16 protein-coding genes and 1 pseudogene are annotated in these 20,998 nt (G+C 37.0%); 12 read left to right on the forward strand and 5 right to left on the reverse strand.

Annotated elements, in window-relative coordinates; genetic code table 11:
- Positions 1 to 258: 258 nt before the first annotated feature.
- Positions 259 to 1,254, reverse strand: coding sequence for an LLM class flavin-dependent oxidoreductase (locus F580_RS0105975; protein WP_019026788.1), 996 nt, complete (start codon positions 1,252 to 1,254; stop codon positions 259 to 261).
- A gap of 853 nt (positions 1,255 to 2,107) precedes the next feature.
- On the opposite strand from F580_RS0105975, the gene F580_RS0105985 reads away from it, so the two are divergent.
- The gene (locus F580_RS0105985; RefSeq protein WP_019026790.1) at positions 2,108 to 3,277 is read left to right on the forward strand and encodes a retropepsin-like aspartic protease family protein; all 1,170 of its coding nucleotides are present in this window, start codon (positions 2,108 to 2,110) and stop codon (positions 3,275 to 3,277) included.
- 485 nt (positions 3,278 to 3,762) lie between these two features.
- Here F580_RS0105985 and F580_RS0105990 read toward each other — a convergent pair whose 3' ends face one another.
- Complete coding sequence (locus tag F580_RS0105990) at positions 3,763 to 4,398, reverse strand: sulfotransferase (protein ID WP_019026791.1); 636 nt, start codon at positions 4,396 to 4,398, stop codon at positions 3,763 to 3,765.
- A gap of 380 nt (positions 4,399 to 4,778) precedes the next feature.
- Positions 4,779 to 5,681, reverse strand: coding sequence for a LysR family transcriptional regulator (locus F580_RS0105995; RefSeq protein ID WP_019026792.1), 903 nt, complete (start codon positions 5,679 to 5,681; stop codon positions 4,779 to 4,781).
- A 229-nt stretch (positions 5,682 to 5,910) separates the two neighbouring features.
- On the opposite strand from F580_RS0105995, the gene F580_RS0106000 reads away from it, so the two are divergent.
- The 5 genes and pseudogenes from F580_RS0106000 to F580_RS26275 all read left to right on the forward strand — a co-directional run.
- Positions 5,911 to 6,588 (forward strand): glutathione S-transferase family protein, encoded by a 678-nt coding sequence (locus tag F580_RS0106000; RefSeq protein WP_019026793.1) that lies wholly within the window; start codon positions 5,911 to 5,913, stop codon positions 6,586 to 6,588.
- A 111-nt stretch (positions 6,589 to 6,699) separates the two neighbouring features.
- Complete coding sequence (locus tag F580_RS0106005) at positions 6,700 to 7,827, forward strand: zinc-binding dehydrogenase (protein WP_019026794.1); 1,128 nt, start codon at positions 6,700 to 6,702, stop codon at positions 7,825 to 7,827.
- Between the two features lie 269 nt (positions 7,828 to 8,096).
- Complete coding sequence (locus F580_RS0106010; RefSeq protein ID WP_019026795.1) at positions 8,097 to 9,077, forward strand: hypothetical protein; 981 nt, start codon at positions 8,097 to 8,099, stop codon at positions 9,075 to 9,077.
- 268 nt (positions 9,078 to 9,345) lie between these two features.
- Positions 9,346 to 10,749, forward strand: coding sequence for a DUF1214 domain-containing protein (locus F580_RS0106015; RefSeq protein ID WP_019026796.1), 1,404 nt, complete (start codon positions 9,346 to 9,348; stop codon positions 10,747 to 10,749).
- Positions 10,750 to 10,941: 192 nt separating this feature from the next.
- A pseudogene (locus tag F580_RS26275) lies at positions 10,942 to 11,244 on the forward strand (transposase); the annotation flags it as partial.
- Positions 11,245 to 11,319: 75 nt separating this feature from the next.
- Here F580_RS26275 and F580_RS0106030 read toward each other — a convergent pair.
- On the reverse strand, positions 11,320 to 12,474 hold the full coding sequence (locus F580_RS0106030) for a serine hydrolase domain-containing protein (RefSeq protein WP_019026799.1): 1,155 nt from the start codon (positions 12,472 to 12,474) through the stop codon (positions 11,320 to 11,322).
- Between the two features lie 391 nt (positions 12,475 to 12,865).
- Here F580_RS0106030 and F580_RS24045 point away from each other — a divergent pair, with 391 nt between their 5' ends.
- From F580_RS24045 to F580_RS0106045, 3 genes are all read left to right on the forward strand, one after another.
- A complete protein-coding gene (locus F580_RS24045) occupies positions 12,866 to 13,315 on the forward strand; it encodes a hypothetical protein (protein WP_019026800.1) in 450 nt (149 codons plus the stop codon).
- Between the two features lie 185 nt (positions 13,316 to 13,500).
- Complete coding sequence (locus tag F580_RS0106040; protein WP_019026801.1) at positions 13,501 to 14,400, forward strand: TolB-like translocation protein; 900 nt, start codon at positions 13,501 to 13,503, stop codon at positions 14,398 to 14,400.
- A gap of 465 nt (positions 14,401 to 14,865) precedes the next feature.
- Positions 14,866 to 15,564 (forward strand): hypothetical protein, encoded by a 699-nt coding sequence (locus F580_RS0106045; RefSeq protein WP_019026802.1) that lies wholly within the window; start codon positions 14,866 to 14,868, stop codon positions 15,562 to 15,564.
- A gap of 71 nt (positions 15,565 to 15,635) precedes the next feature.
- On the opposite strand, the gene F580_RS0106050 is transcribed toward F580_RS0106045, so the two are convergent.
- Complete coding sequence (locus F580_RS0106050; protein WP_019026803.1) at positions 15,636 to 17,039, reverse strand: DUF1254 domain-containing protein; 1,404 nt, start codon at positions 17,037 to 17,039, stop codon at positions 15,636 to 15,638.
- A gap of 588 nt (positions 17,040 to 17,627) precedes the next feature.
- Between F580_RS0106050 and F580_RS0106055 the strand changes: the two genes are divergently transcribed.
- From F580_RS0106055 to F580_RS0106065, 3 genes are all read left to right on the forward strand, one after another.
- Positions 17,628 to 17,948, forward strand: a complete 321-nt coding sequence (locus F580_RS0106055) for a hypothetical protein (RefSeq protein ID WP_026301278.1) — start codon at positions 17,628 to 17,630, stop codon at positions 17,946 to 17,948.
- 80 nt (positions 17,949 to 18,028) lie between these two features.
- Positions 18,029 to 19,015, forward strand: a complete 987-nt coding sequence (locus F580_RS0106060; RefSeq protein ID WP_019026805.1) for a S41 family peptidase — start codon at positions 18,029 to 18,031, stop codon at positions 19,013 to 19,015.
- A gap of 632 nt (positions 19,016 to 19,647) precedes the next feature.
- Complete coding sequence (locus F580_RS0106065; RefSeq protein ID WP_019026806.1) at positions 19,648 to 20,220, forward strand: hypothetical protein; 573 nt, start codon at positions 19,648 to 19,650, stop codon at positions 20,218 to 20,220.
- Positions 20,221 to 20,998 lie beyond the last annotated feature (778 nt).

Below are 20,998 nucleotides of genomic sequence, written 5' to 3' on the forward strand. Positions count from 1 at the left end.
TTTGTGGCATTAATGATCGTGTTATATTCATGAGCGAATGACTCTTTATGGCACTTTAAAGTCACGCCACTACAATTCGTGAACGACCGCTTTGGGGCTTAGCTGACATGCCTTAGTGGTGGTTATTTAGGTCAACTGGTCGCTAATAGAGGCTAATTACAGTAAAAATAAAAAAAGGAAGATCCTAGCTATCTATAATTTTAAGGAGGTAACACTGTGCGAGGAATTCCTATTTTTGAAAAATAACCCCCAAGGGATTTAAGCATTAACAAGCTGTTTACCAATTTCTGCTAACAATTCATATGAATGTAATCTGGCGCTTTGACTAAAGATACCGGCATTCACTATCAATTCATCGGCTTGAGTTCTCTTAATAAAGTGTTGAAGTTTCTCTTTCACGGTTGCCGAGTCACCTACAAAAGCACAACTTAACATGCTTTCAACTTGTGCTTTTTCCATGGGATTCCAACAGTCTTCAATATTTTCAATCGGTGGTAATAACTTACCACGTTGATTTCTAATCATGCTTAAAAAGCGCTGCTGCATGCTGGTGAATAAATATTCAGCCTCTTCATTGGTATCTGCAATAATCACAGAAATACATGCCATAGCGTAAGGTTGTTTTAATTGGCTCGATGGTTTAAATAACTGGCGGTATTTTTCAAAAGCTTGATCCAGTGATGCTGGAGCAAAGTGTGAAGCAAACGCATAAGGTAAGCCAAGTTCAGCCGCCAATTGTGCACCAAACAAGCTAGAACCTAACATCCAAAGGGGTACATTTAAGTCTCCTCCTGGCACTGCTTGAACGGCCTGATCTTCTTTTACGGGTTCAAAATATCCTTGTAGTTCTTGTACATCTTGTGGGAATTGGTCGGAAGCCCTTGGATCGCTACGTAAAGCTCGCCATGTTAATTGGTCGGTTCCAGGCGCTCTGCCTAAACCGAGATCAATTCTATTAGGATATAAAGACTCTAATGTACCAAACTGCTCAGCAATGATTAAAGGAGAATGGTTCGGCAGCATAATTCCTCCAGCGCCAATTCTAATCTTTTTAGTCCCTGCTGCTAAATAACCAATAACCACAGATGTTGCAGCGCTAGCAATACCAACCATATTATGATGTTCTGCCACCCAATATCGCATGTAACCTAAACCATCAGCGAGTTGCGCTAATTCGAGAGATTCGGTTAGTGCATCTGCGGGTGTTTTATTAATTTTTACAGGGACTAAATCAAGAACAGATAAAGGGAACATAGGATTTAATAATTTAATAAATAGATAAATGGAGATTAAAGACTCTAATGTTTTTGTGCAAGGTAGAAACGACTATTGCCATAAATAAATTAAGGGGCGCTTTTGAGCACAAAGCGGTCTATTTGTGAGACCGTTTCACATTGAATAAAACTTCCGCTAAGTGGTATGAGAAGTCATTACTTTAGTGAAATAAATGGGGCTAAGTTTATTTAAATTATTTGTCGCGGTGGCGGCGACACCCAAAAGAGAAGGGGGGGCTAAACGCACTGCACCTAAATTCAGCCCTTTGGAATCCCCCTGCGCTGCTACATCAAACGTAATCCTACATCCAGCACAATATCTTCTACGTACCAGCCATGAAGGCACATCCATGTGCCACATTACTTTTGCCATCATCAGGACAATAGGCTCCTGCATTGTCTAATAAGCTGCATCCATGCAGCGTCATGATGAATATACGTGAATATTGTGCTTCATTTCGGCGTTTGAAGAAGCAGACTTGGTGCTGGTTGCGAAGACTGCCTCTTTTCATGGACGACATTTATGAATAAAGATCGCACACATTTGTATGTGGTTTACATTTCCCATTAACCCGTAAATTCGGTAGCTGCAAGGAGCAGGGGCGAGTGTAAGTTTTTTATATTAACTTATTGGTGAATATCTTAGATGATTTCTATATTCTACTACTGATAGTGAGTTCAGTATAAAGAGTATAAGAGCTGTTTTTCTGCGGGAATATTATTCATAATAAGCTCAATGTTTTATAAGCTGGCTCTACCATCTTTTGTGACCGTAAGTCATTAAGTTTAGTCGTGCTAAAGTAAGAAAACTAAAAATTATTTGGATGTGCATTATGTGGAGATTGTTTTTTTTATTAGTGTTATTTACTTCTGTTAGCTTAAATGTTTATTTGTTTATGAAATTAAATATCCATGCTATTGAAAATACTCTTCCACAGAGTAGCTTTCATCAAGATAATGTTATTAAAACAACAATAGTTTCAAAAAAAAATGTTGTTAATAATGCCGCTGAATTACAGGAATATAAACAAAATTTACCTGATGAAATTAAACAAGCACTCATTCAACAAGATTATTATTTAGCTAGTTTTTTAATTAATGGTTTAGCCGATAAAAATGAATTAGCGCAGTTAATAGTAATATGGTTACAAAATTCTACGGCGTTATTAGCTGCTCAGAAGTTTGTGTCCCTTGATAATTCAATAAGTGCCTATTTAGAATTTAACGCGGATGATCAACGTTTTCTCTATTTACAAGTGGAGTCTGAACTAGCACAAGGGCAGTTATTAGTAGCTATCAAACATGCGTATGATATTCAATATCATGTGTTCACTGAAGCGAAAAAAGTTAATGTTATTAATGCTGCTAGAGAGCTAGTGCAAGAAGCTATAGCGCCGCTAATTAAGAATAATTTGTGGCTAGAGCTGAAAGAGTTAGTTGTTGAAATTAGTCTATATGACCAAGAATACCTTTACTTACAATGGGTGTTTTCCCAAGCACAATATCAGCTAGGTGAGCTTGAACTTGCACGTAATTCGCTTGAACCTTTATTGATGGAGCCTAATTTCAAAGTAAAAGCGCAAGCCTTGTATAAAAAAATTGAATTATCATTACAAAAAACAGAAAGTATTGCTTTAAGTCGTCAAGGAGCGCACTTTATTGTGCAGGCGACCATTAACAATAACTTTAATGTTGCTTTAATGTTAGATACGGGGGCAAGCATCTCTTTATTATCTGAACAGGCCTTTGAACAATTAAACCAGTATTCAGAAGTAGTTTATGTAAAAGACTTAAGACTAAATACTGCTGGTGGCCAAGTGACAGCAAGTCTCTATCAAGTGGCGGAATTTGATTTGCAAGGTTATGTCTTACGACCATTTGTTTTTGCCGTAAGTCCTTTTATGAGTGAAGGAAGTGATGGTTTGTTAGGTATGAATTATTTGTCTTCTTTTGATTTTCATATTGACCAAACGAATAATTTACTGATCTTAAAAAACAAATAATCTGAATAAAATAATTGGGCTCTGTGTAAATTTAAATATTTTGTCGTGGTGGCGACGACACCCAAAAGAGAAAGGGGGCTAACGCACTATTCCTAAGATAAGCCCTTTGGAATCCCCCGGAGCTGCTACATCAAACGTCAGCTTACACTCAGCACGATATCTTCGACGTAACAGCAATGATGGCGAAGACTGCCGCTTTTCATGAACGACTAAACTTCAATTTTCGAAGCAAGAACTTATCAGGCCACCCATAATAACTTTTGAGCTTATTTCGAGTGATATTTAGCATGTGTTATTACTATATCCTAGCGTGTTTTATAAGCGAGTGTCCTTGTTTACTTCTAGACCGTAGAAACAAAACAAATAAGTACCCAATGAATTATAAACGTATGTGTTAAATCCTTAAGTTAATGACATTGATAGGCAGTTATCAGACAATCAAGTAGGAGTTTTTCTAGGTGTTTGTCTAACTTCTGAGTAGCGGATTACTTGTTAGCCGCGTAATAAAAATCAAAGTATTTTCTATGATCTACGCCCGCTAAGTTAGAGCTGATTTTATTCGGGTGTTTATAGTCTTTCCAGTTAGCTACATTGCGACCGACATTAAGTTTAGGGAAATCTATACTTCCCTCCTCTTCCATTTCTAAAAACTGTTTCATTTTCAGTAAACTACCTTGCTCACTTATATCTATCGTCAATAAGTTATCTCTCCCTTCAAAATACGAATAAACCATTTGCTGATGACGCTCATAGCAATCGCTTAATTCATGATAGTTTAAAGGCAATTCGACAGAGAATGTATCATGAAAACAGCGTTTTAAAATGGGATTAAATCGCCCCGTTTTCGGTTCTAAATGAGGCGCCATCTTTTCAAGTAACATGGTAATCGAAGGGAGCCATTTATCCATGCCCCTTGTTAAGTAGATAAATTTAGCCTTGGGAAATAAACCATCTAACTGTTGATAATCGCTAAAACAGGGGGAATCAGATATCGCATCCGCCACTTCAAACGTACGCTTGGTAAACGCGGTATGAGCTACAGCTAAGCCTAGTTCTAATAGTGCAACACTAATACTGGTAGTGCCCGTTCTAGGCAAGCCAATAATAAATATTTTAGACATCTGATACTACTCGTATTTAAAAAGTCGCCATTATAATCGCATGTACTCAATAGGTAGAGCTAAATATCAAAGAATAGGTAATACACAAGCATCATGCCGATAAGTTAAGCATAAAAGAGCTGCAAAACCCATCTCAGCGTTGAAAGTTTAATTTTGATCAGAAGTAGTAATGGGTGGCATATTAAGTATTAGAGATGATTCGCCTTTGTTGTTTTTATCATTACGACTTAGTTATTCATGGTTTAACAATTAATAGCAGTCCGAGTCATATTTATCATATGACTTTAATCGCTAGATTATTACTTGAAATAAGGTAGTCAAACGATAATTTATAACCATTGCAATATCTATATGCAAGGCTTATAAATATAGATTCATAATTAGTTGATTTTTAATCTTTCAACTAAAAAGTCTACTGCCACTTTTACTTTTGGTACTAAGTAGCGCTGTTTTTGATATAACAAATAAACGGCCATATCAGAATTTTGAGTTATAGCTAACTCATGCTCAAACTTAAGTTCTTGCAACTTCCCTGACTCAAGATATGAAGCTAATGCCCATCGAGTTGACATTAAAATGCCTTCACCGTTACAGGCTTTTTTTGCCAGCCATGAGCCGCTATTTGAAATTGCTACCGCTGGCCCTGAGACATCATGCCATTGACCGTTCATCTTACATAACCAAGGCGTTGGCCCTGCTGGCGCTTTAAAATAAAGGCCATTATGTTCCTTTAAGTCCATGGCATTGTTAGGCACTCCGTGTTGCTCTAAATAACTTGGTGAAGCGACAGGAATGAAACCATTGTCCATTAGTCTTATCGCTAACACTCGTTCATTTGGAGCGTAACCACCCCGTATAGCAATATCGACATCGTCACGCCCGAGTGTTGATAACTCGTCACTCAAACTGACATCTAATACAATTTCAGGGTATAACGCGCTGAATTCATCTAGCAAAGGCAGCAATATCTTGTCACCAAAACCTACCATCGAACTTATACATAAACGCCCCATTGGCGTTGTTTGGTAACACCGAACAGTTTCATTGCTTTGCTCTAGTTTATTCAATATTTGCTGTACATCGTTATAATAAATTTGTCCCACTTCTGTTAGTTTAACGATTCGGGTCGAACGCTTTAACAACGTCGCTCCCAAACTCTTTTCTAAATCAGCAACTCGTCTCGACAGCGATGATGGCGGCACATTAAAAGTACGCGCAGCTTTGGTAAAGCTACCCGTTTCGACTACTTTACTGAAATATCGTATTGCACGTAGTTGATCCAACTAACTTCCCCGGTAAATGAATATCTGAGTATTTTTGCTTTATTATTGTCTTAAAAGCAATAGTGATTCGCATTTCCCCCTATATATAACCGAATTAAAACAAGTAATAATGCGTTTAACTTAAACATTGCAACTTTGACCTTGTTGCAGCCTGATAAATACAGGTGCTTTAATTGCATTTTTTCGGCAATTAAATACAACCTTCACGTTAATGATGGAAAACTGACTTATGATTACTTTGCACGGTTTTGCCGCTAGCAACTATTACAACCTAGTGAAACATGTACTGCTATACAAAGAACTGCCATTCGAAGAAAACCTTATTTACGGTGGTAGTGACGAGTTATTGACCATTAGTCCGGCTGGTAAAGTACCTGTTATCACAACAGCTGAAGGCCTTAATATTTCAGAGTCGAGTGTCATTTGTGACTTTATCGAAGAGACTTATCCTGCAACTCCGCTATACCCTGAAAATGCTGGAGAACGTGCTGTTGTCCGTCAAATTATGAAAATAGCAGAGCTTTATTTTGAGCTGCCAAGCAGACGACTTATACCTTATGCATTTTCAGGTACTACAGTTCCTGAATCGGTTGCAGCTGAAGTACGCCAAGTATTAAACCGTGGAATTACCGCCTTAAGTCGCTTGTGTCAGTTTTCACCTTGGGTTGCAGGTGAACAATTCACGATGGCTGACATCTACGTTTATTACGTCAACACCATTGTCAGCTCTTTTGCCTCTAGCCAACTTGACTGGGATGTACTTGCAGAGGTACCAGGAATGAAAGAGTGGAACAATTCAATGAGTCAATCTGCCATTAGCCAAACCGTGGAGGCTGATCGTCTGGCAAACATGCCCGAGTTTATCCAAAAGGTGAAAGCTCAGATTCAAGCAGCGAATGCTGGGTAGCACTTAGCTATAAAAACAACCAAACCTAAAACTATTATTACCAATAAAGTACGGCCAATACAATAAAGTGATTGGTTCGACAAATTTAATTATTTGCAGGAGAAAAAACCTATGACAGATACAAATATCCAACTAATTTCAACAATCAGCGAAGACAATAAATTAACACTTGCTTTACAAGACATCGAAATGCCACAACCTAGTGCCGATGAAGTTGTTATTCGCATTGAAGCTGCACCATTAAACCCCTCTGATTTAGGGGTTATGTTCAGCGCAGCTGATATGACAACAGCGACACAATCAGGCACTGAACAAAACCCAGCCATTATCGCTGATGTTCCAGCTAAGTTTATGCCCGCGGTTAAAACACGTGTTGGTAAAGCAATCCCTGTTGGTAATGAAGGTGCTGGTACCGTTGTAGCAGCTGGCTCATCGCCTGCGGCACAAGCATTAATGGGTAAGACCGTTGCCGTGATTGGCGGGGGAACTTATCGTCAATATATATGTGCCAATGTACAAAGCTGTTTAGAATTAAAAGAAGGTACAACGGCTAAAGAAGGTGCTTCTTCTTTTGTTAATCCGCTTACTGCATTAGCTATGGTTGAAACAATGCGTGCTGAAGGTCATAAAGCCATCATTCATGCGGCGGCAGCGTCTAACCTTGGACAAATGTTAAACCGTATTTGTATTGCCGATGGCGTTGATTTAATTAACATTGTACGTAAAGAAGAACAAGAAACTCTGTTACGTGATATGGGCGCAAAATATGTTGTTAATTCAAGTAGTGATAACTTCCTTGCTGAATTAACAGCGGCGATTATTGAAACTGGTGCAACTATTGCGTTTGACCCAATTGGTGGTGGTCAATTAACAAGTGACATTCTGAACTGTATGGAAGTTGCTGCGGCTCGTGATATGAAAGAATACAGTCTTTATGGCTCTGACACTTTCAAACAAGTTTACATTTATGGCGCATTAAATCGTGGCCCTATTACGCTAAATCGTAACTTCGGTTTTGCTTGGGGTGTTAATGGATTCTTATTATTCAATATACTAGGTAAACTAGGTACTAAAACTGTAATTGCGATGCGTAAACGTGTTGCAGATGAAATCACCACAACATTTGCTAGCCACTACACACATGAAGTGTCATTGGCAGAGGTATTACAATTACAATCGATAGCGGCTTATTCTACACAAGCTACAGGTGAGAAGTACTTAATTACACCTCAAAAATAATTAGTTCTTACTGATTTAATAAAAAGCAGATGACATTATTGGATTCTGCTTTTTTATTTAGTTGCTCGTAATAGAAAACAATAAGCTATATTTCAAACTTTATTGTTAAACAGGTACCTGACACAACAAACAGAGACCCCCACCATAATTTGTACTTGTTACTTAATCTGCTACTTAATCTGCTACTTAATCTGCCACCCATAATAACTTGTACATATTTCCATCAATAAACTAGGCTTAATTTACTTTCATTAAGTCTAGTGATTATTATGCCTAAGCCTCGCTCGCAACAGATCAGTTTGTTAGATACACCGTATTATCATATTTGCAGTCGCACGGTGAGAAAAGCATTTTTGTGCGGTGTTGATAAAGAGTCAGGCATTAGTTATGAGCACAGACGTATCTGGATTGAAAAGCGTATTATTCAATTATCACAGGTGTTTTCTATCGACATTTGTGCACATGCAGTGATGCATAATCACTTACATCTCGTATTGCATGTTGATATAGATAAAGTTAAAAACTGGTCAACAAGCGAGGTACTTGAGCGTTGGCATAAGCTATTCAAAGGCACTTTACTTACTCAAAAGTATGCAAAGAAGCAGCCGCTTGATAAGTTTCAAATAGCGATGGTTGAAAACACTGCTGACATTTATAAACAAAGGTTAATAGATATTAGCTGGTTTATGCGTTCATTGAATGAGCCGATAGCCAGACAAGCAAACCGCGAGGATAACTGCACAGGGCACTTTTGGGAGGGGCGCTTTAAATCTCAAGCTCTGCTCGATGAAGGCGCTTTATTGTCGTGTATGGCTTATGTAGATTTAAACCCAGTACGAGCCGGTATTGCCTCTACGCCAGAGCAATCTCATTTCACAAGTATTCAACTACGTATAAAATCAGCGATAAAAGGTGAGCAACCCACAGCTTTACTACCATTCACAGGTAATGAACACCAACAAAAAAATAAGGGTATTCGATTTAGTTTACAAGACTACTTAACCCTAGTGGATGAGACCGGTCGTATTATTCGTGCTGATAAAAGAGGCGCGATTAGCCATAAGTCTGAGCGTATTTTAGCAAGGTTACACATTAATGAAGAAAGCTGGTTAAAGCTGACCACAGACTTTGAATGTATTTTCACTGGCGCGGTAGGTACAGCAGAGCACTTAAGTGAATTTACCGAGCATGTTGGCTTGCAGCGAACCCATGGTATCGTTAATGCTCAAGCCTGCTTGAATAGCGCGTAACCACCAACACAATCACGAATAAACAGACCTTCTTTGTTATTTTTAAATGGCGGCTTTAACTCGCCTAAATTTTATATTTTGACTGTTTTAGTGTGTTAAGCCAACGGTTGATAACTATTCCCTAATAATTATCCGCTTTTAGCTGTGACAGATTTCAACCTAGTCTGTTTTTATTATCTGTATTTATAGTTATTTATTATGGCTGGCAGAGTGAAATCCTTTATTAGCTACCGCACTGGTAAGTGCACTGTTATCAACTTCAGCGACTGTGACTGCGGCACAAACAGAAATAAGCTTATACCCAGAGCATCATGCACCTGCAAACATGAATATGTATGATGAAGCACTGCATCGCAGAGCAACTGAAGTTGCTATTTGGGCAACACCACTAATGAACTATAAAGCAATGTATGATTCATTACATGATGTGGTGGGTATGCAGATGAATGACATTGTTTATCACTCTAAAATTCAAGACTGGAAACGAGCATTACCAACACCAAGTTCAGTAACCCCTTATGGTAACTTATATTGGGATTTAACTGATGGCCCTATTGTTGTTGAAATCCCCCCCACTTCAGCGCAAGGTGTCGGTTTATTTGGTACCTTATTGGACTCTTGGCATAGACCGCTTACTGACTATGGTGTAAATACCGGTGAAGACGGTGGCAGAGGTGCTAAATACTTAATCGTACCAGAGCATTATCAAGGTCAGTTGCCAAATGGCGGTGGTTATCATGTTATTAAACAAAAAAACAACCTAGGTTGGACTTTAATTCGTGCAATTATCAAAGATAAGAGCGAAGCCTCTTTACAAAAAGCAGTCGCACAATTTAGAAAAATTAAAGTGTACCCTTATGCCGAGCGTAATCACCCTAAACCAAATAACTATATTGATTTAGTCGATAAAAAAATTGATGGGATCGTGAAATATACACCTGATTACTTTAGTAAATTACACGAAATACTTAGCCAAGATATTATTGAACAAAAAGATATGGCGATGCTGGGTATGTTACAAGCAATGGATATTAAAATTGGAGCTCCTTATACCACTAACGCCAAACGAGATGCAATTTTTGATGATGCGCTAAAAGATGCCCATGAGTATATGGTCTCTCGTTATCATGGCCAAGAAATGATCCCTGTTTACTATAAAGATAAAAAATGGGGTCCGATAGTACCACCATCATATTATACCCATCGTTTTGATTGGGATTATGCAAGTCACTTAGATTACGATCGTCGTGGCGCATTCTCCTATGCAACTTTTTCAAGTGTGAAAAACTATGGCCCAGGTAACTTCTTTTTAGATACGTCAATGGATAGCGATGGTCAGTGGTTAGAAGGTGAGCATAATTACAAACTAACCGTACCGGCAAATGTACCTGTTAAACAGTTTTGGGCAGTCACCGCTTATGATATGGAAACGGCTGCATTTATTGAAGATATGCCACGCCAGGGATTAGGGTCAACCACGACCAGTTTAGTGACAAATTCAGATGGCACCGTTGATATGTACATAGGGCCAAAAGCCCCTAAAGGAAAAGAGGCTAACTGGATCCCAACTAAGGCTGGTAGAAAATTCTTCCTGTTATTCCGTTTCTATGGCAATGAAAAAGAAGTCTTTACTAAAGAGTGGCAATTAAATGATGTTGAAAAATTAAATTAAATTAAATTTTAGCTCATAAAAAAACAGAAAAAGGCGCCCATTGAAAATATGAACGCCTTTTTTATTAAATTTTAATTACCTAATCAAACATATTTATTTAAAAAAATTATTTAACCATAGTAGTTATATATAGGAAGATAAATCGCGATAGATGCAGCAACACAATAACTTATCAGGCCACCCATATTAACTTCTTTATTGTCGTGTATGGCTTATGTTGATTTAAACCCAGTACGAGCCAGTATTGCCTCTACGCCAGAGCAATCTCATTTCACAAGTATTCAATTACGCATAAACGCGGCGATAAAAGGTGAACAGCCTACTGCGCTATTACCTTTTGTGGGTAATGAACATCAATAAAAACGTACAACAGGTATTGTGTTTAGCTTAAAAGATTACCTAACGCTCGTTGATGAAACAGGTCTTGTCATCCGTGATGATAAACGTGGCGCTATCAATGGTAAAACTGTAAATATTCTAGCTCGTCATCACATCAGAATAATTATCATGGGTGGCATACTAAGTATGGTACTGATTCACAACAATAAAATTTACAGATTCATTAGCTTACTAACCGGTTAGCTTTGAGCATTGAGTGGCATCTATGTTATTTTTCAAAAGTTTTGCCATATCACCTCTAATTTTCCAAAATTTAGGTGGGATATAATTTGTAGTAAATGCAATAGCAGCTTTACATTCTGGAATAACCAACAAGTATGCTGTAGATGCTTTATCAGTTACTCCTCCATGATGTAATACTATCCAAGATTGCTCATTGCTTTTAAGCTTAATACTCCCAACTCTCCAACCAAGTGAGTATTTATCAGAGTTAACTTCACCATTTCTTAGTTTTGTTGGAGTATAAAGAGCCTGTCTCGCATTAGCTGATAAATAAGTGTCACTATAAGTCGCTTCAGACATTTTTACTAAATCCGTAGGGGTTGAAATAAAGCCGCCACCACCAAACAAAAAACTCCGATCTCTCTTTTTTGTTGAAGCTACATATTTACCATCACCTTTATATTCAGCATAGTAAGTTGCTTCATATTTTTTACCCGCAAATGAAGTATCTAGTTCAGTGCTGTCCATTTCAAACGGTGACCATAATGAAGTCTTTAGAAAGTCTACATAATTCATATTTGCCGCTTTCTCGATAACAGCAGATAACAATATATATCCGTTAGATGAGTATTTATATTGCGTGCCTGGTTGAAATAACAAAGGTTGTGATTCAAAAACATAGAATGAATCAAATGGACTTTTATGATCTTTAGGATGTTTAAACTCGGCAACATCACGTTCAGCCGTATCATGTGGAATTCCAGCTATATGTGCAGCTAATTCTTTAACACTGAAAAGACTAGTGTATTCGGGATGCTTCACATAAGAACTAACAGGAGACTCTAAATTGATTTTATCAGAATCAACCAGTTTAGCTAAAGCAATTCCTGTCATAGGTTTAGCTAAACTACCAACCGAGTATTTTGTTTTATTAGTAGCTATCTGTTTTTTTTCAACATCTGAAAAACCAATTGCCTCCGAAAAAACAATATTACCTCCGATCACAATAGCAACAGATAAAGACGGTAAATTGTATTGTTCTTTTATTTCTTTCATAACTTCTAAAGTCTCTGACTTAAGAATATCTTGCCCTAGTACAGGATTAAACGATGAAGAAATAGCTAAAGCCGCACATAAAGTGTACTTGTTAATACCTAGTTTCATTCTACTTTCCTTAAAGCTAACAGTTTATTATGGATATGCCTCAATAATGTACGCACCATAACCTATAACTTCATATTAAATATTAGTTAACAGCGCCAATTATTATTACCTACTAATTAATTAGTTTTAAGTACTATACCGAGTGCTTATTTTTTGTCAACTAATTAATTAGTTTTTAGGTTTGTTGTTTTATCTGTTTGTTTTTATTGCTTTTTATTTCTACGTTAAGCTACATGCTCTTAATGACAAGTCGATACTTATTTTGGGACATACATCAAGTGATGAATCATTCTTAACTTATCAAGAACTTATCAGGCCACCCATAATAACTAGTGAATATTTTCATCAATAAACTAGGCTTGATTGACCTTTTTTAAGTTTGGTGATTGTTATGCCTAAGCCTCGTTCACAACAAATTAGTTTAGTGGATACGCCGTATTATCATATTTGCAGCCGTACGGTACGAAAGGCTTTTTTGTGTGGGGTAGATAAGGAAGCAGGTATTAGTTTTGAACATAGGCGTACTTGGATTGAAAAGCGTATTCTTCAATTATTTCAGGTGTTTTCTATCGACATTTGTGCACATGCAGTGATGCATAATCACTTACATCTCGTATTGCATGTTGATAGAGATAAAGTTAAAAACTGGTCAACAGGCGAGATGCTTGAGCGTTGGCATAAGCTATTCAAAGGCACTTTACTTACTCAAAAGTATGCAAAGAAGCAGCCGCTTGATAAGTTTCAAATAGCGATGGTTGAAAACACTGCTGACATTTATAAACAACGATTAATGGATATTAGCTGGTTTATACGTCCATTTTCGATACTCAAGGTTAACTAAGGTACTTGCGAATAAATTCTCATTTCAACTCAAAAAAACATTAGTTCATCTCAAATATATTCGTTTAAAACGAATTCTTTGCTATAACAAATTGAAGTTCATCAATGGCTATAACTTGATGATTAAAGAATAATTCTATTAAAATCATGGGAAATAATTCGTTGATTTCAAAATAAAGGTAAATTATGAAGTATATTTATATTCCAACTATTCTGCTGTTTTTTATTCTAGCTTTCAGTAGCAAAAGTTATGGTCAAAATGAATTTCCAGTCTTGGAAGGCCCCTATTTGGGACAAAATCCACCCCACTTAATTCCTTACGTTTTTGCGCCGGGTATTATTTCAATCAATGGCAGACATGAAGTCGGTATTTCGTTTTCCCCTGGTTTAGATGAAATATATTTTACAGCCAGTAGAGAAGACGAAGATCAACTTATCTATTTTTCAAAAGTCGAAGACAAAAAATGGATACCGATTCAAAGAGCAAAATTTACCAACGAAACTCATGAAATGCACCCATTTGTGAGCCATGATGGTAAACGACTTTATTTTACAGCGGTTAACTCAGACTTTACCTCTGACAAAATTTGGTATGTAAACCGCCTAGAGAACTCATGGGGCAAGGCAATAAAACTTGATTCACCTATAAATGACGATAATGTTTTCTATCCGATCGAAGCTAAAAACGGCGATCTTTATTATTTTAGTTTATCAACATGGAAAACGTATTATGCGCCTAATGTCAATGGTAGTTTCCCCAAAGTAAAGGAAGTTGAAATTGGTAAATTTGGCATACACGCCGCTATTTCCCCATCTCAAGATTATATAGTAGTAAACGCTCGAAACAAGGAAGATGACAGTAGAAAAGACAGCGAAATTTATGTCTATTTTAAGAAGAATGATGGCACGTGGACAAAGCCAATTAACCTTGGCGATACAGTAAATTCTAACTTTCATGAAAGAGTTCCGAGCATCACCCCTGATGGCAAGTATTTATTCTTTAGCCGATATAACGAAGAAGGCGAAGTATCAAATTTGTATTGGGTGAGCACAGAAGTTATTGAGAATGTAAGACCAAAATTGTGATGCATTAATCCTTGAATATGAGTGTATGCGTTGAAGAAGGCGCGCCAATTCAAAAAAATGAATTTATTGGGCCCCCTTAGCGAGTGAAAGGTTTCAGTATATGGGATTATATCACGAGTGATATGGGTCAAAATATAACAAAAATATGCACTCCGATTGCTGAAGCTTTGGCTGTAAAGTGCCAAACCTTCAGCACCTGGTGATTTAGGCGTTATTGATACAATAATCTAATCCAACCTGTCCAATTAGCAATAAAAGCTAATGTCTCCTTTGTGGCTTGAGTTCAAATGGTGAATGAGTTAGTGATATAAATTTTCGAACTGGGTATTAGCAACAATGTTTACCTTAGTTTTATTTACCAATAGCAGGTAAAATAGATATTTTTTTAGTAAACTGGCTTAGTGCATTAAGAATTCATTTTAAATACTTTTATAGCTCAATAATTACAGATAACTAGACTAAACAATGCAGAAACATTTACAGACACTGATTAATTTATTGACTAAAAATGACCTGAAAGCTTTGCTTCAACATTACTTAGATTCAAATGGATCTGAGAACATCGTTCAGTTAGGTTTTATGTTTCAACAAGGACAAATAAAATCATTTGATTTTTATCAACAGCTAGCAACTAGTTTTATAGAAAATAAAGGCTTTTCCATTGGACTTATCCCAAAAATCAAAACTAACAATACCTTAAATTTTTTCACCCCCGCATTACAAATAGAAGGGAACTTCAGTAAAATAGACCACCAGAAGTGTAATGTTTTACATTATTTATTTACCAACAATCAATCAGTCAGTAGCATCCATCCGCCATTTAACTATGTACGATCTATGATGTTATTTGGAAGTAATGAAGCATTACGCGAAGGTCTATGCCAACGTAACCAACAAAATTTAACCCCTATTGAAGCTTATTTATTTGCTAATAAAAACTTAACACCTTTAGCTAATCATGAACTTACTGCTTTTCTTGCACTAATAGAAATTGAACGTAAGCAACAAGAAGTAGATAAGGCTAACTACTCCTTTGTCATTCAAGAAGTGAGTCAATTATGTCGAAGTCAGGCTCAATTAACTAATTACGACCTACAGCGCATTATGCTCATCGCCACTTACTACATGATATCTATTAAACAGGTCTTCAGTGACATGCCGTAAATACAGAGTGTAGCAAAGTAAAACGGCGTATTTACGGTCAATGTTAATGCGATTGTTAGCTGGTTTTCTCGTTATTTTACTTTCTCTATATCAGGCATCTTCCAGCTCTTGTTGAAGAGTGCTTGTTCAGGACCATAAAATCGAAACCACGGAAACCAGCCTTTCCCTTTTGGAATTTTAATCAAGTTCGACGCCATACCGGGCGGAGCTGTTTGGCCCATGTATAAATCCACTGAACCATCTGTATTTATTTGAAGACTCTCCGTTAATGAGTCAAGTGAAGGGCGATTCATATTAAGAAATAGTCCTGATGTTTTACTATTATATACAGTCAATGACCAAAATTGACTTACAGGTACATTTGCAGGGACATGCAAATGATAGTTATTGCTACCATCTAGAAGCTGACTATTGCCATCAAAAAACGTTCCCAAATAAAAGCTGCCCGCTCCAAGTTTTGCCGGTGGTACAAAGAAAGTAGAAAAAGCTATACCTCGTCCATCAACATCAAAATAGTTGGGGACTTCCCACTTGAATCCTGTCTCAGGAGCAATCGAATTTATGGGGATTTTCCACTGGCTGTTGGGCCACCAATCTGTGACAAAACCCGGGAGTTGAGACAGCAACCATTGCTCTGCTTCCTTTGCCGCCAACCTAAGTTGTTCAATAGTCGCTTCATCTGGATCAAATTTTTCACCCTTTTTTATACCAAGTTGAAGTAGCATTCCCATCATTTGGCGATCTTTTGGTTGAACCGGTTCTTCATTCAATAGGCGTGCGAGATTAATGTAAAGGCTCTCATCGTATTTCACTAAACCACTATATAAAGTGCCCGTCATATCTATGAAGCGCTGTATTGGAGGATTGTTTGCTTTTGATAAAGGATAAATTTTAATCTTCTTCACCAGCTCATTACCGATATTCACATTCTTATCTGAGTTGCTTGCCAAGATAGAGCGAGCAGCAATAAAACTGTTATAAGTCTTGGGACGAACAGGTATATAGCCCGATGGTATTTCTTCCGTGTAACCAGGTGGTAACACTAAGTACTTTTCCGATTTACCTTCTACGCCAATGTCAGTAAGTGGTACTTGCCATGCATCCGATATGGTGCCTAAGAATCGGCTGCCATTCGCCGCAGCTGGAAGATTTAACACAATCGGCCCCGACTCCTTTGTATTAATAAAAGAGTAGAGGTAACGCACACTAGTGTTGGGGGTGAGTGATTGGTTCATCCAGTCATTGTTTTTAGGCCACCAGATAATGTCCCCATAATTTGCCTTACCGTCACGGAAATAAGCTTGTCGTAAAGCATCTTCGCTTATGATAGGTAAGCCCCAAATAGCGGCATCTACAGCGCGGCGCTCTACCATTCGACGTTGAAGCTCCTCAGAAGAAAAGGATTGTGCGAATGCATTTGTTAACAATACCGCACTCGCTATTAATGTGAGTATGAGAGTGGTTGCCTTTTTCATATTTTATATCTCGTTTATTTTGATAAATTGAGAACTTGGGTGTTTAGCTAACGCCTGCTTCACTAATAAAGCAGACGTTAGCATCGAGAGTTTTCGCTAAAAATCTGATATTGGTGGGAGAATTTCAACTACTATCTTTTGTTGTAATAGTGGTTCTAACTACCCATCACTATTTCAAGGATAGCTGACCATTACATTTAGCATTACTACTAAATATCAGAGTATTTAATTGACTCTGTACTATTTGATTTTTTGTTACAGTGATTGATATCAATAAAATTGGCGTTAACAGGGAAGTTTTCTAGGCATTTTAAGTTAGCTTTGATACATGTAAATGTTGGTACTTAAAATTAAACACTTACGAAATGGATAGTATGAGAGATCATTATTTTCAATTGGTGGTTAGTAGAATGACTAATAAAGATCAGTAGTCAATTTTGATTAACTTTTCGTAACTGTTACACTAATAAAACTAAATAAACTAGGTGATCAGATATTTATACTTTGTTAAAAAACACACTTTATTTTGTGACTACATTAGTCTTTATTATATTGCTAGCATTAGCTATATCTCCAATTAAAGTGAACATGTCGACTTTATCTCAAGCGGTGAACTCTGTTCAATCAACAACAACAGCAGAAGTTAGTGAGCTTTCTGATAGTCATGGCGTGATAGTTAACGTTAATCAAGCCGTGAATTTTAATCATTTGAACCAATTGTTAGTTGATTATACGTTTGTTTCTTTACTCGTTATATTCTTCATTTTCAAGGTGAATTATCGATACTTTAAATCAAAGATACTACTTCCTCCCTGGTACATTATTTTAAAAAAGACTTCACGCATATCCCTCTCTGGCTGGAAAGTCAGTAACGTTCTGTATAAATCTAAAGGGCTCTATAAATTTTAAACTTATTTTGTATCTTATGTATACCTGTTGATTTTTGTTTGACAGGTTAATTTATTGTATTTGCAAATAAAGGTAATAAAATGAAATTTATTAGAATCAAATTATGGTTAATACTACTTTATTTGAGTGTAGGCATAACTCAAGCTTCCGCGTTTGAAACGGTTAATTCGGATGATGTTTTTACTCAGAAAGATATTAATAAAAGTATCAAGGGTGTTATTGATGTATTGGAAAATCACTACCTTTTTCCTGAAAAATCTAAACTAATCGTTAACAAATTAAAATATAAGCTAGCGTTGAATGAATTCAATCAAATAGATGACTTAGGAGCCTTTATTAACGAGTTAGGCGTACTTATTCGTAATGTAAGTGGTGATAGTTATTTAGATGTTATACAAACAAACCCTCGCGTTATCATTGGTCACTTACCTATTCTTAGTACAAAAAACCACCAGGATGACTTTGGCTTTGAAAAAATAGAAATACTTTCAGGTAATATAGGGTATTTGAAGTTAAATTATTTCTACCAAAATGTAGGCGCTGAATTGAAGGCAGATCAGGCATTTGGCTACTTGTCTGGAACTGATGCTATGATTATTGACTTACGTGATGTCGAAGGTGATTCAATATCTCTTGCACAATATATGATGGGATTTTTTGTCAAACCCAATACAACACTATCTAACGTACTCTACAACAGGCAAGAAAATACTGAAATATTAAAGTCTTCTAAAAAATTAGGCTTTGCTCATTTTAAGCAAGATTACCCTGTTTATATACTTACCTCTGCTTTTGTTTTTGGTACTGGCGAATTTTTTAGCTACACACTAAAGAGTTTAAAAAAAGCCGTTATTGTTGGTGAAAGAACGATGGGCGTTGCGTTGATATCTAAAAAGCATAAAGTAAATGAGTTCATCAGTATTAATATGCCAATCGCCTTTCCTACACATCCTGTAACGAACACTAATTGGGAGCAGGAAGGTGTAGTTCCTGACGTTTATGTTGAGGCTAACCTCAGTTTTGATACAGCATATAAGTTAGCTAAAGAACACTTAGGATTATTTTAGTTGTAATAACCGATGTTAGTCCATCAATTTAGCACGTTAACGACAGCTTTATTAATGAAGCTGACGTTAACGCTTTAGAGCTAGAGGCCGCTTTGTGGTAGCTAATGACCATAGAACAATGAACTCTTGTAAGTTTATCTTCACCAAAAGCTAACGTCAAAAAAGTGCGCATTGCGGAAGTAACATTTCAACATTTTGAGTGTTTATCGAGGTCAACTAAGCACCAGTTAGTTGACTTCAGCATGTAGGCAGTCAACTTAATAATCAATGGCATAGCAGACGTTCCAAAATTGGTTTTGAGACTAATATCATGATTAAAAAATTAAAATACAGTTATAGAACGAGAACAATTTCTATGACTGCTGCAAGCTCATTGCTGCCAGATGTGTATCATCTCAGACCTCTAACTGATGCCATACTGCTGACAGTAACAGTTAAGTTTCTAATGCTCCGTTAGATTATTTCATGGGTGACTGTAAGTTAGATTCAAACTAAGATTGTCTTAATACTGAGTTGATGTTGGCCCATTTTTGACACTCAAAAATTAATTACCTGAAAGTTTTTCATTTACTTCTATAATTGCTATGACTCACCTTTATTTTTATCATTTAATTAGAGCAGGGAATTACGTTATGAGTTCTTTATCAGCATCAACCTCTTCTCGTCCAGACTTAGACTGGAGCCAATTAAAAGAAACTATCATAATGCTTAATTTGGCAGTGACTCAAATTGATCAATCTATGAATGAGGGTAACTCTTCTGTTTCGACTTTATCTACATCATTTACCGGGCTTGCAACAAATTTAAGTGATATTCAGAGCTCTATTGAACAATTAAGTCAAAAAAATGAAAGTAGTGAAAAAATGAAGTTGATTATCCAAGGCTCTACGTCGACTGCTTTGGATAAAGTAAATTCAGCAATAATTGCCTTTCAATTTTACGATAAACTAAACCAAAGATTAGATCATGTTAGTGGCAGTCTTAGCTCTTTAACAGCGCTTATTAGTAACCCCGAAAAATTATATTCACCTTTAGCTTGGCAAGGGTTACAAGAAACTATCCGTAGCAAATATACTATGGAAGAAGAGCGTCGAATGTTTGATAAGGTTATCTCCGGAGTGCCTATTGAAGAAGCATTAATTGAATTTAACCTAGAGATGGCAAACAAGAGTGATTCCGAAGAAGATGAAATCGAGTTATTCTAGATTGAAGCTATTGATTGAAATGTAGCTCTATTTTGCCAAATCCCGTTGCAACTTAAATGTAAAACTGCGCGATTACAGCATCGATGATTAGCTCATACTTGTTGACAACAACTCTCCTTTAAAGGGTAGTGCCTACCACTTTATATTCATGCCAAAGCAATATTGTGACTGTCAGCAATGGTGGCTTAGTTCACATTCAGGTTGAACGACTCATTGGCAAAATCTATCATCAAAATCCTCATCTTTTTATCTATGGGGAACGTCCGCTATCGGGAAACTGCCAGAGTCATGTGATTGTTCAGCTATGTCCGCTCTAGATCAAAACATACAAATATTTTCAGTATCAACTTTCAAATGCTAACTTCAGCTAAGTGGTATGAGAAGTCATTACTTCAGTGAAATAAATGGGGCTAAGTTTATTTCAATGATTTGTCGTGGGGGCGACGACACCCAGAAGAAAGGGGAGACTGCCTCCACTCTTTATCTCTTTGGAATCCCTAGGAGCTACTAAAAAATGTATCCCTCAATTCACTCAAGTGTATTCGACGTTCTTTCAAGTAAAGGCGCTGATGACGAAGACTGCCGCTTTTCATGGACGACTTTAAGTAATAAATAACGCAGGTATTGACTGTAAAAACACAATTGATGATTTATGTTTTCACTGAGTGGGCGCCGCAGGGGTTCCAAGGGGAGGCACGGCGGTACGTCGCCCCTTGGGTGTTGTCGCCACAGCGATGCCAAACAGAGGGTAAAACAACTTCTTATCAATTGATTATAC

The organism is Colwellia piezophila ATCC BAA-637 (assembly GCF_000378625.1).
GTDB lineage: Bacteria > Pseudomonadota > Gammaproteobacteria > Enterobacterales > Alteromonadaceae > Colwellia > Colwellia piezophila.

Coding starts and splice junctions, on each gene's coding strand:
- F580_RS0105975 (WP_019026788.1), bottom strand. CDS start 1,254: ATGTTCCCTTTATCTGTTCTTGATTTAGTCCCTGTAAAAATTAATAAA.
- F580_RS0105985 (WP_019026790.1), top strand. CDS start 2,108: ATGTGGAGATTGTTTTTTTTATTAGTGTTATTTACTTCTGTTAGCTTA.
- F580_RS0105990 (WP_019026791.1), bottom strand. CDS start 4,398: ATGTCTAAAATATTTATTATTGGCTTGCCTAGAACGGGCACTACCAGT.
- F580_RS0106000 (WP_019026793.1), top strand. CDS start 5,911: ATGATTACTTTGCACGGTTTTGCCGCTAGCAACTATTACAACCTAGTG.
- F580_RS0106005 (WP_019026794.1), top strand. CDS start 6,700: ATGACAGATACAAATATCCAACTAATTTCAACAATCAGCGAAGACAAT.
- F580_RS0106010 (WP_019026795.1), top strand. CDS start 8,097: ATGCCTAAGCCTCGCTCGCAACAGATCAGTTTGTTAGATACACCGTAT.
- F580_RS0106030 (WP_019026799.1), bottom strand. CDS start 12,474: ATGAAACTAGGTATTAACAAGTACACTTTATGTGCGGCTTTAGCTATT.
- F580_RS24045 (WP_019026800.1), top strand. CDS start 12,866: ATGCCTAAGCCTCGTTCACAACAAATTAGTTTAGTGGATACGCCGTAT.
- F580_RS0106040 (WP_019026801.1), top strand. CDS start 13,501: ATGAAGTATATTTATATTCCAACTATTCTGCTGTTTTTTATTCTAGCT.
- F580_RS0106045 (WP_019026802.1), top strand. CDS start 14,866: ATGCAGAAACATTTACAGACACTGATTAATTTATTGACTAAAAATGAC.
- F580_RS0106050 (WP_019026803.1), bottom strand. CDS start 17,039: ATGAAAAAGGCAACCACTCTCATACTCACATTAATAGCGAGTGCGGTA.
- F580_RS0106055 (WP_026301278.1), top strand. CDS start 17,628: ATGTCGACTTTATCTCAAGCGGTGAACTCTGTTCAATCAACAACAACA.
- F580_RS0106060 (WP_019026805.1), top strand. CDS start 18,029: ATGAAATTTATTAGAATCAAATTATGGTTAATACTACTTTATTTGAGT.
- F580_RS0106065 (WP_019026806.1), top strand. CDS start 19,648: ATGAGTTCTTTATCAGCATCAACCTCTTCTCGTCCAGACTTAGACTGG.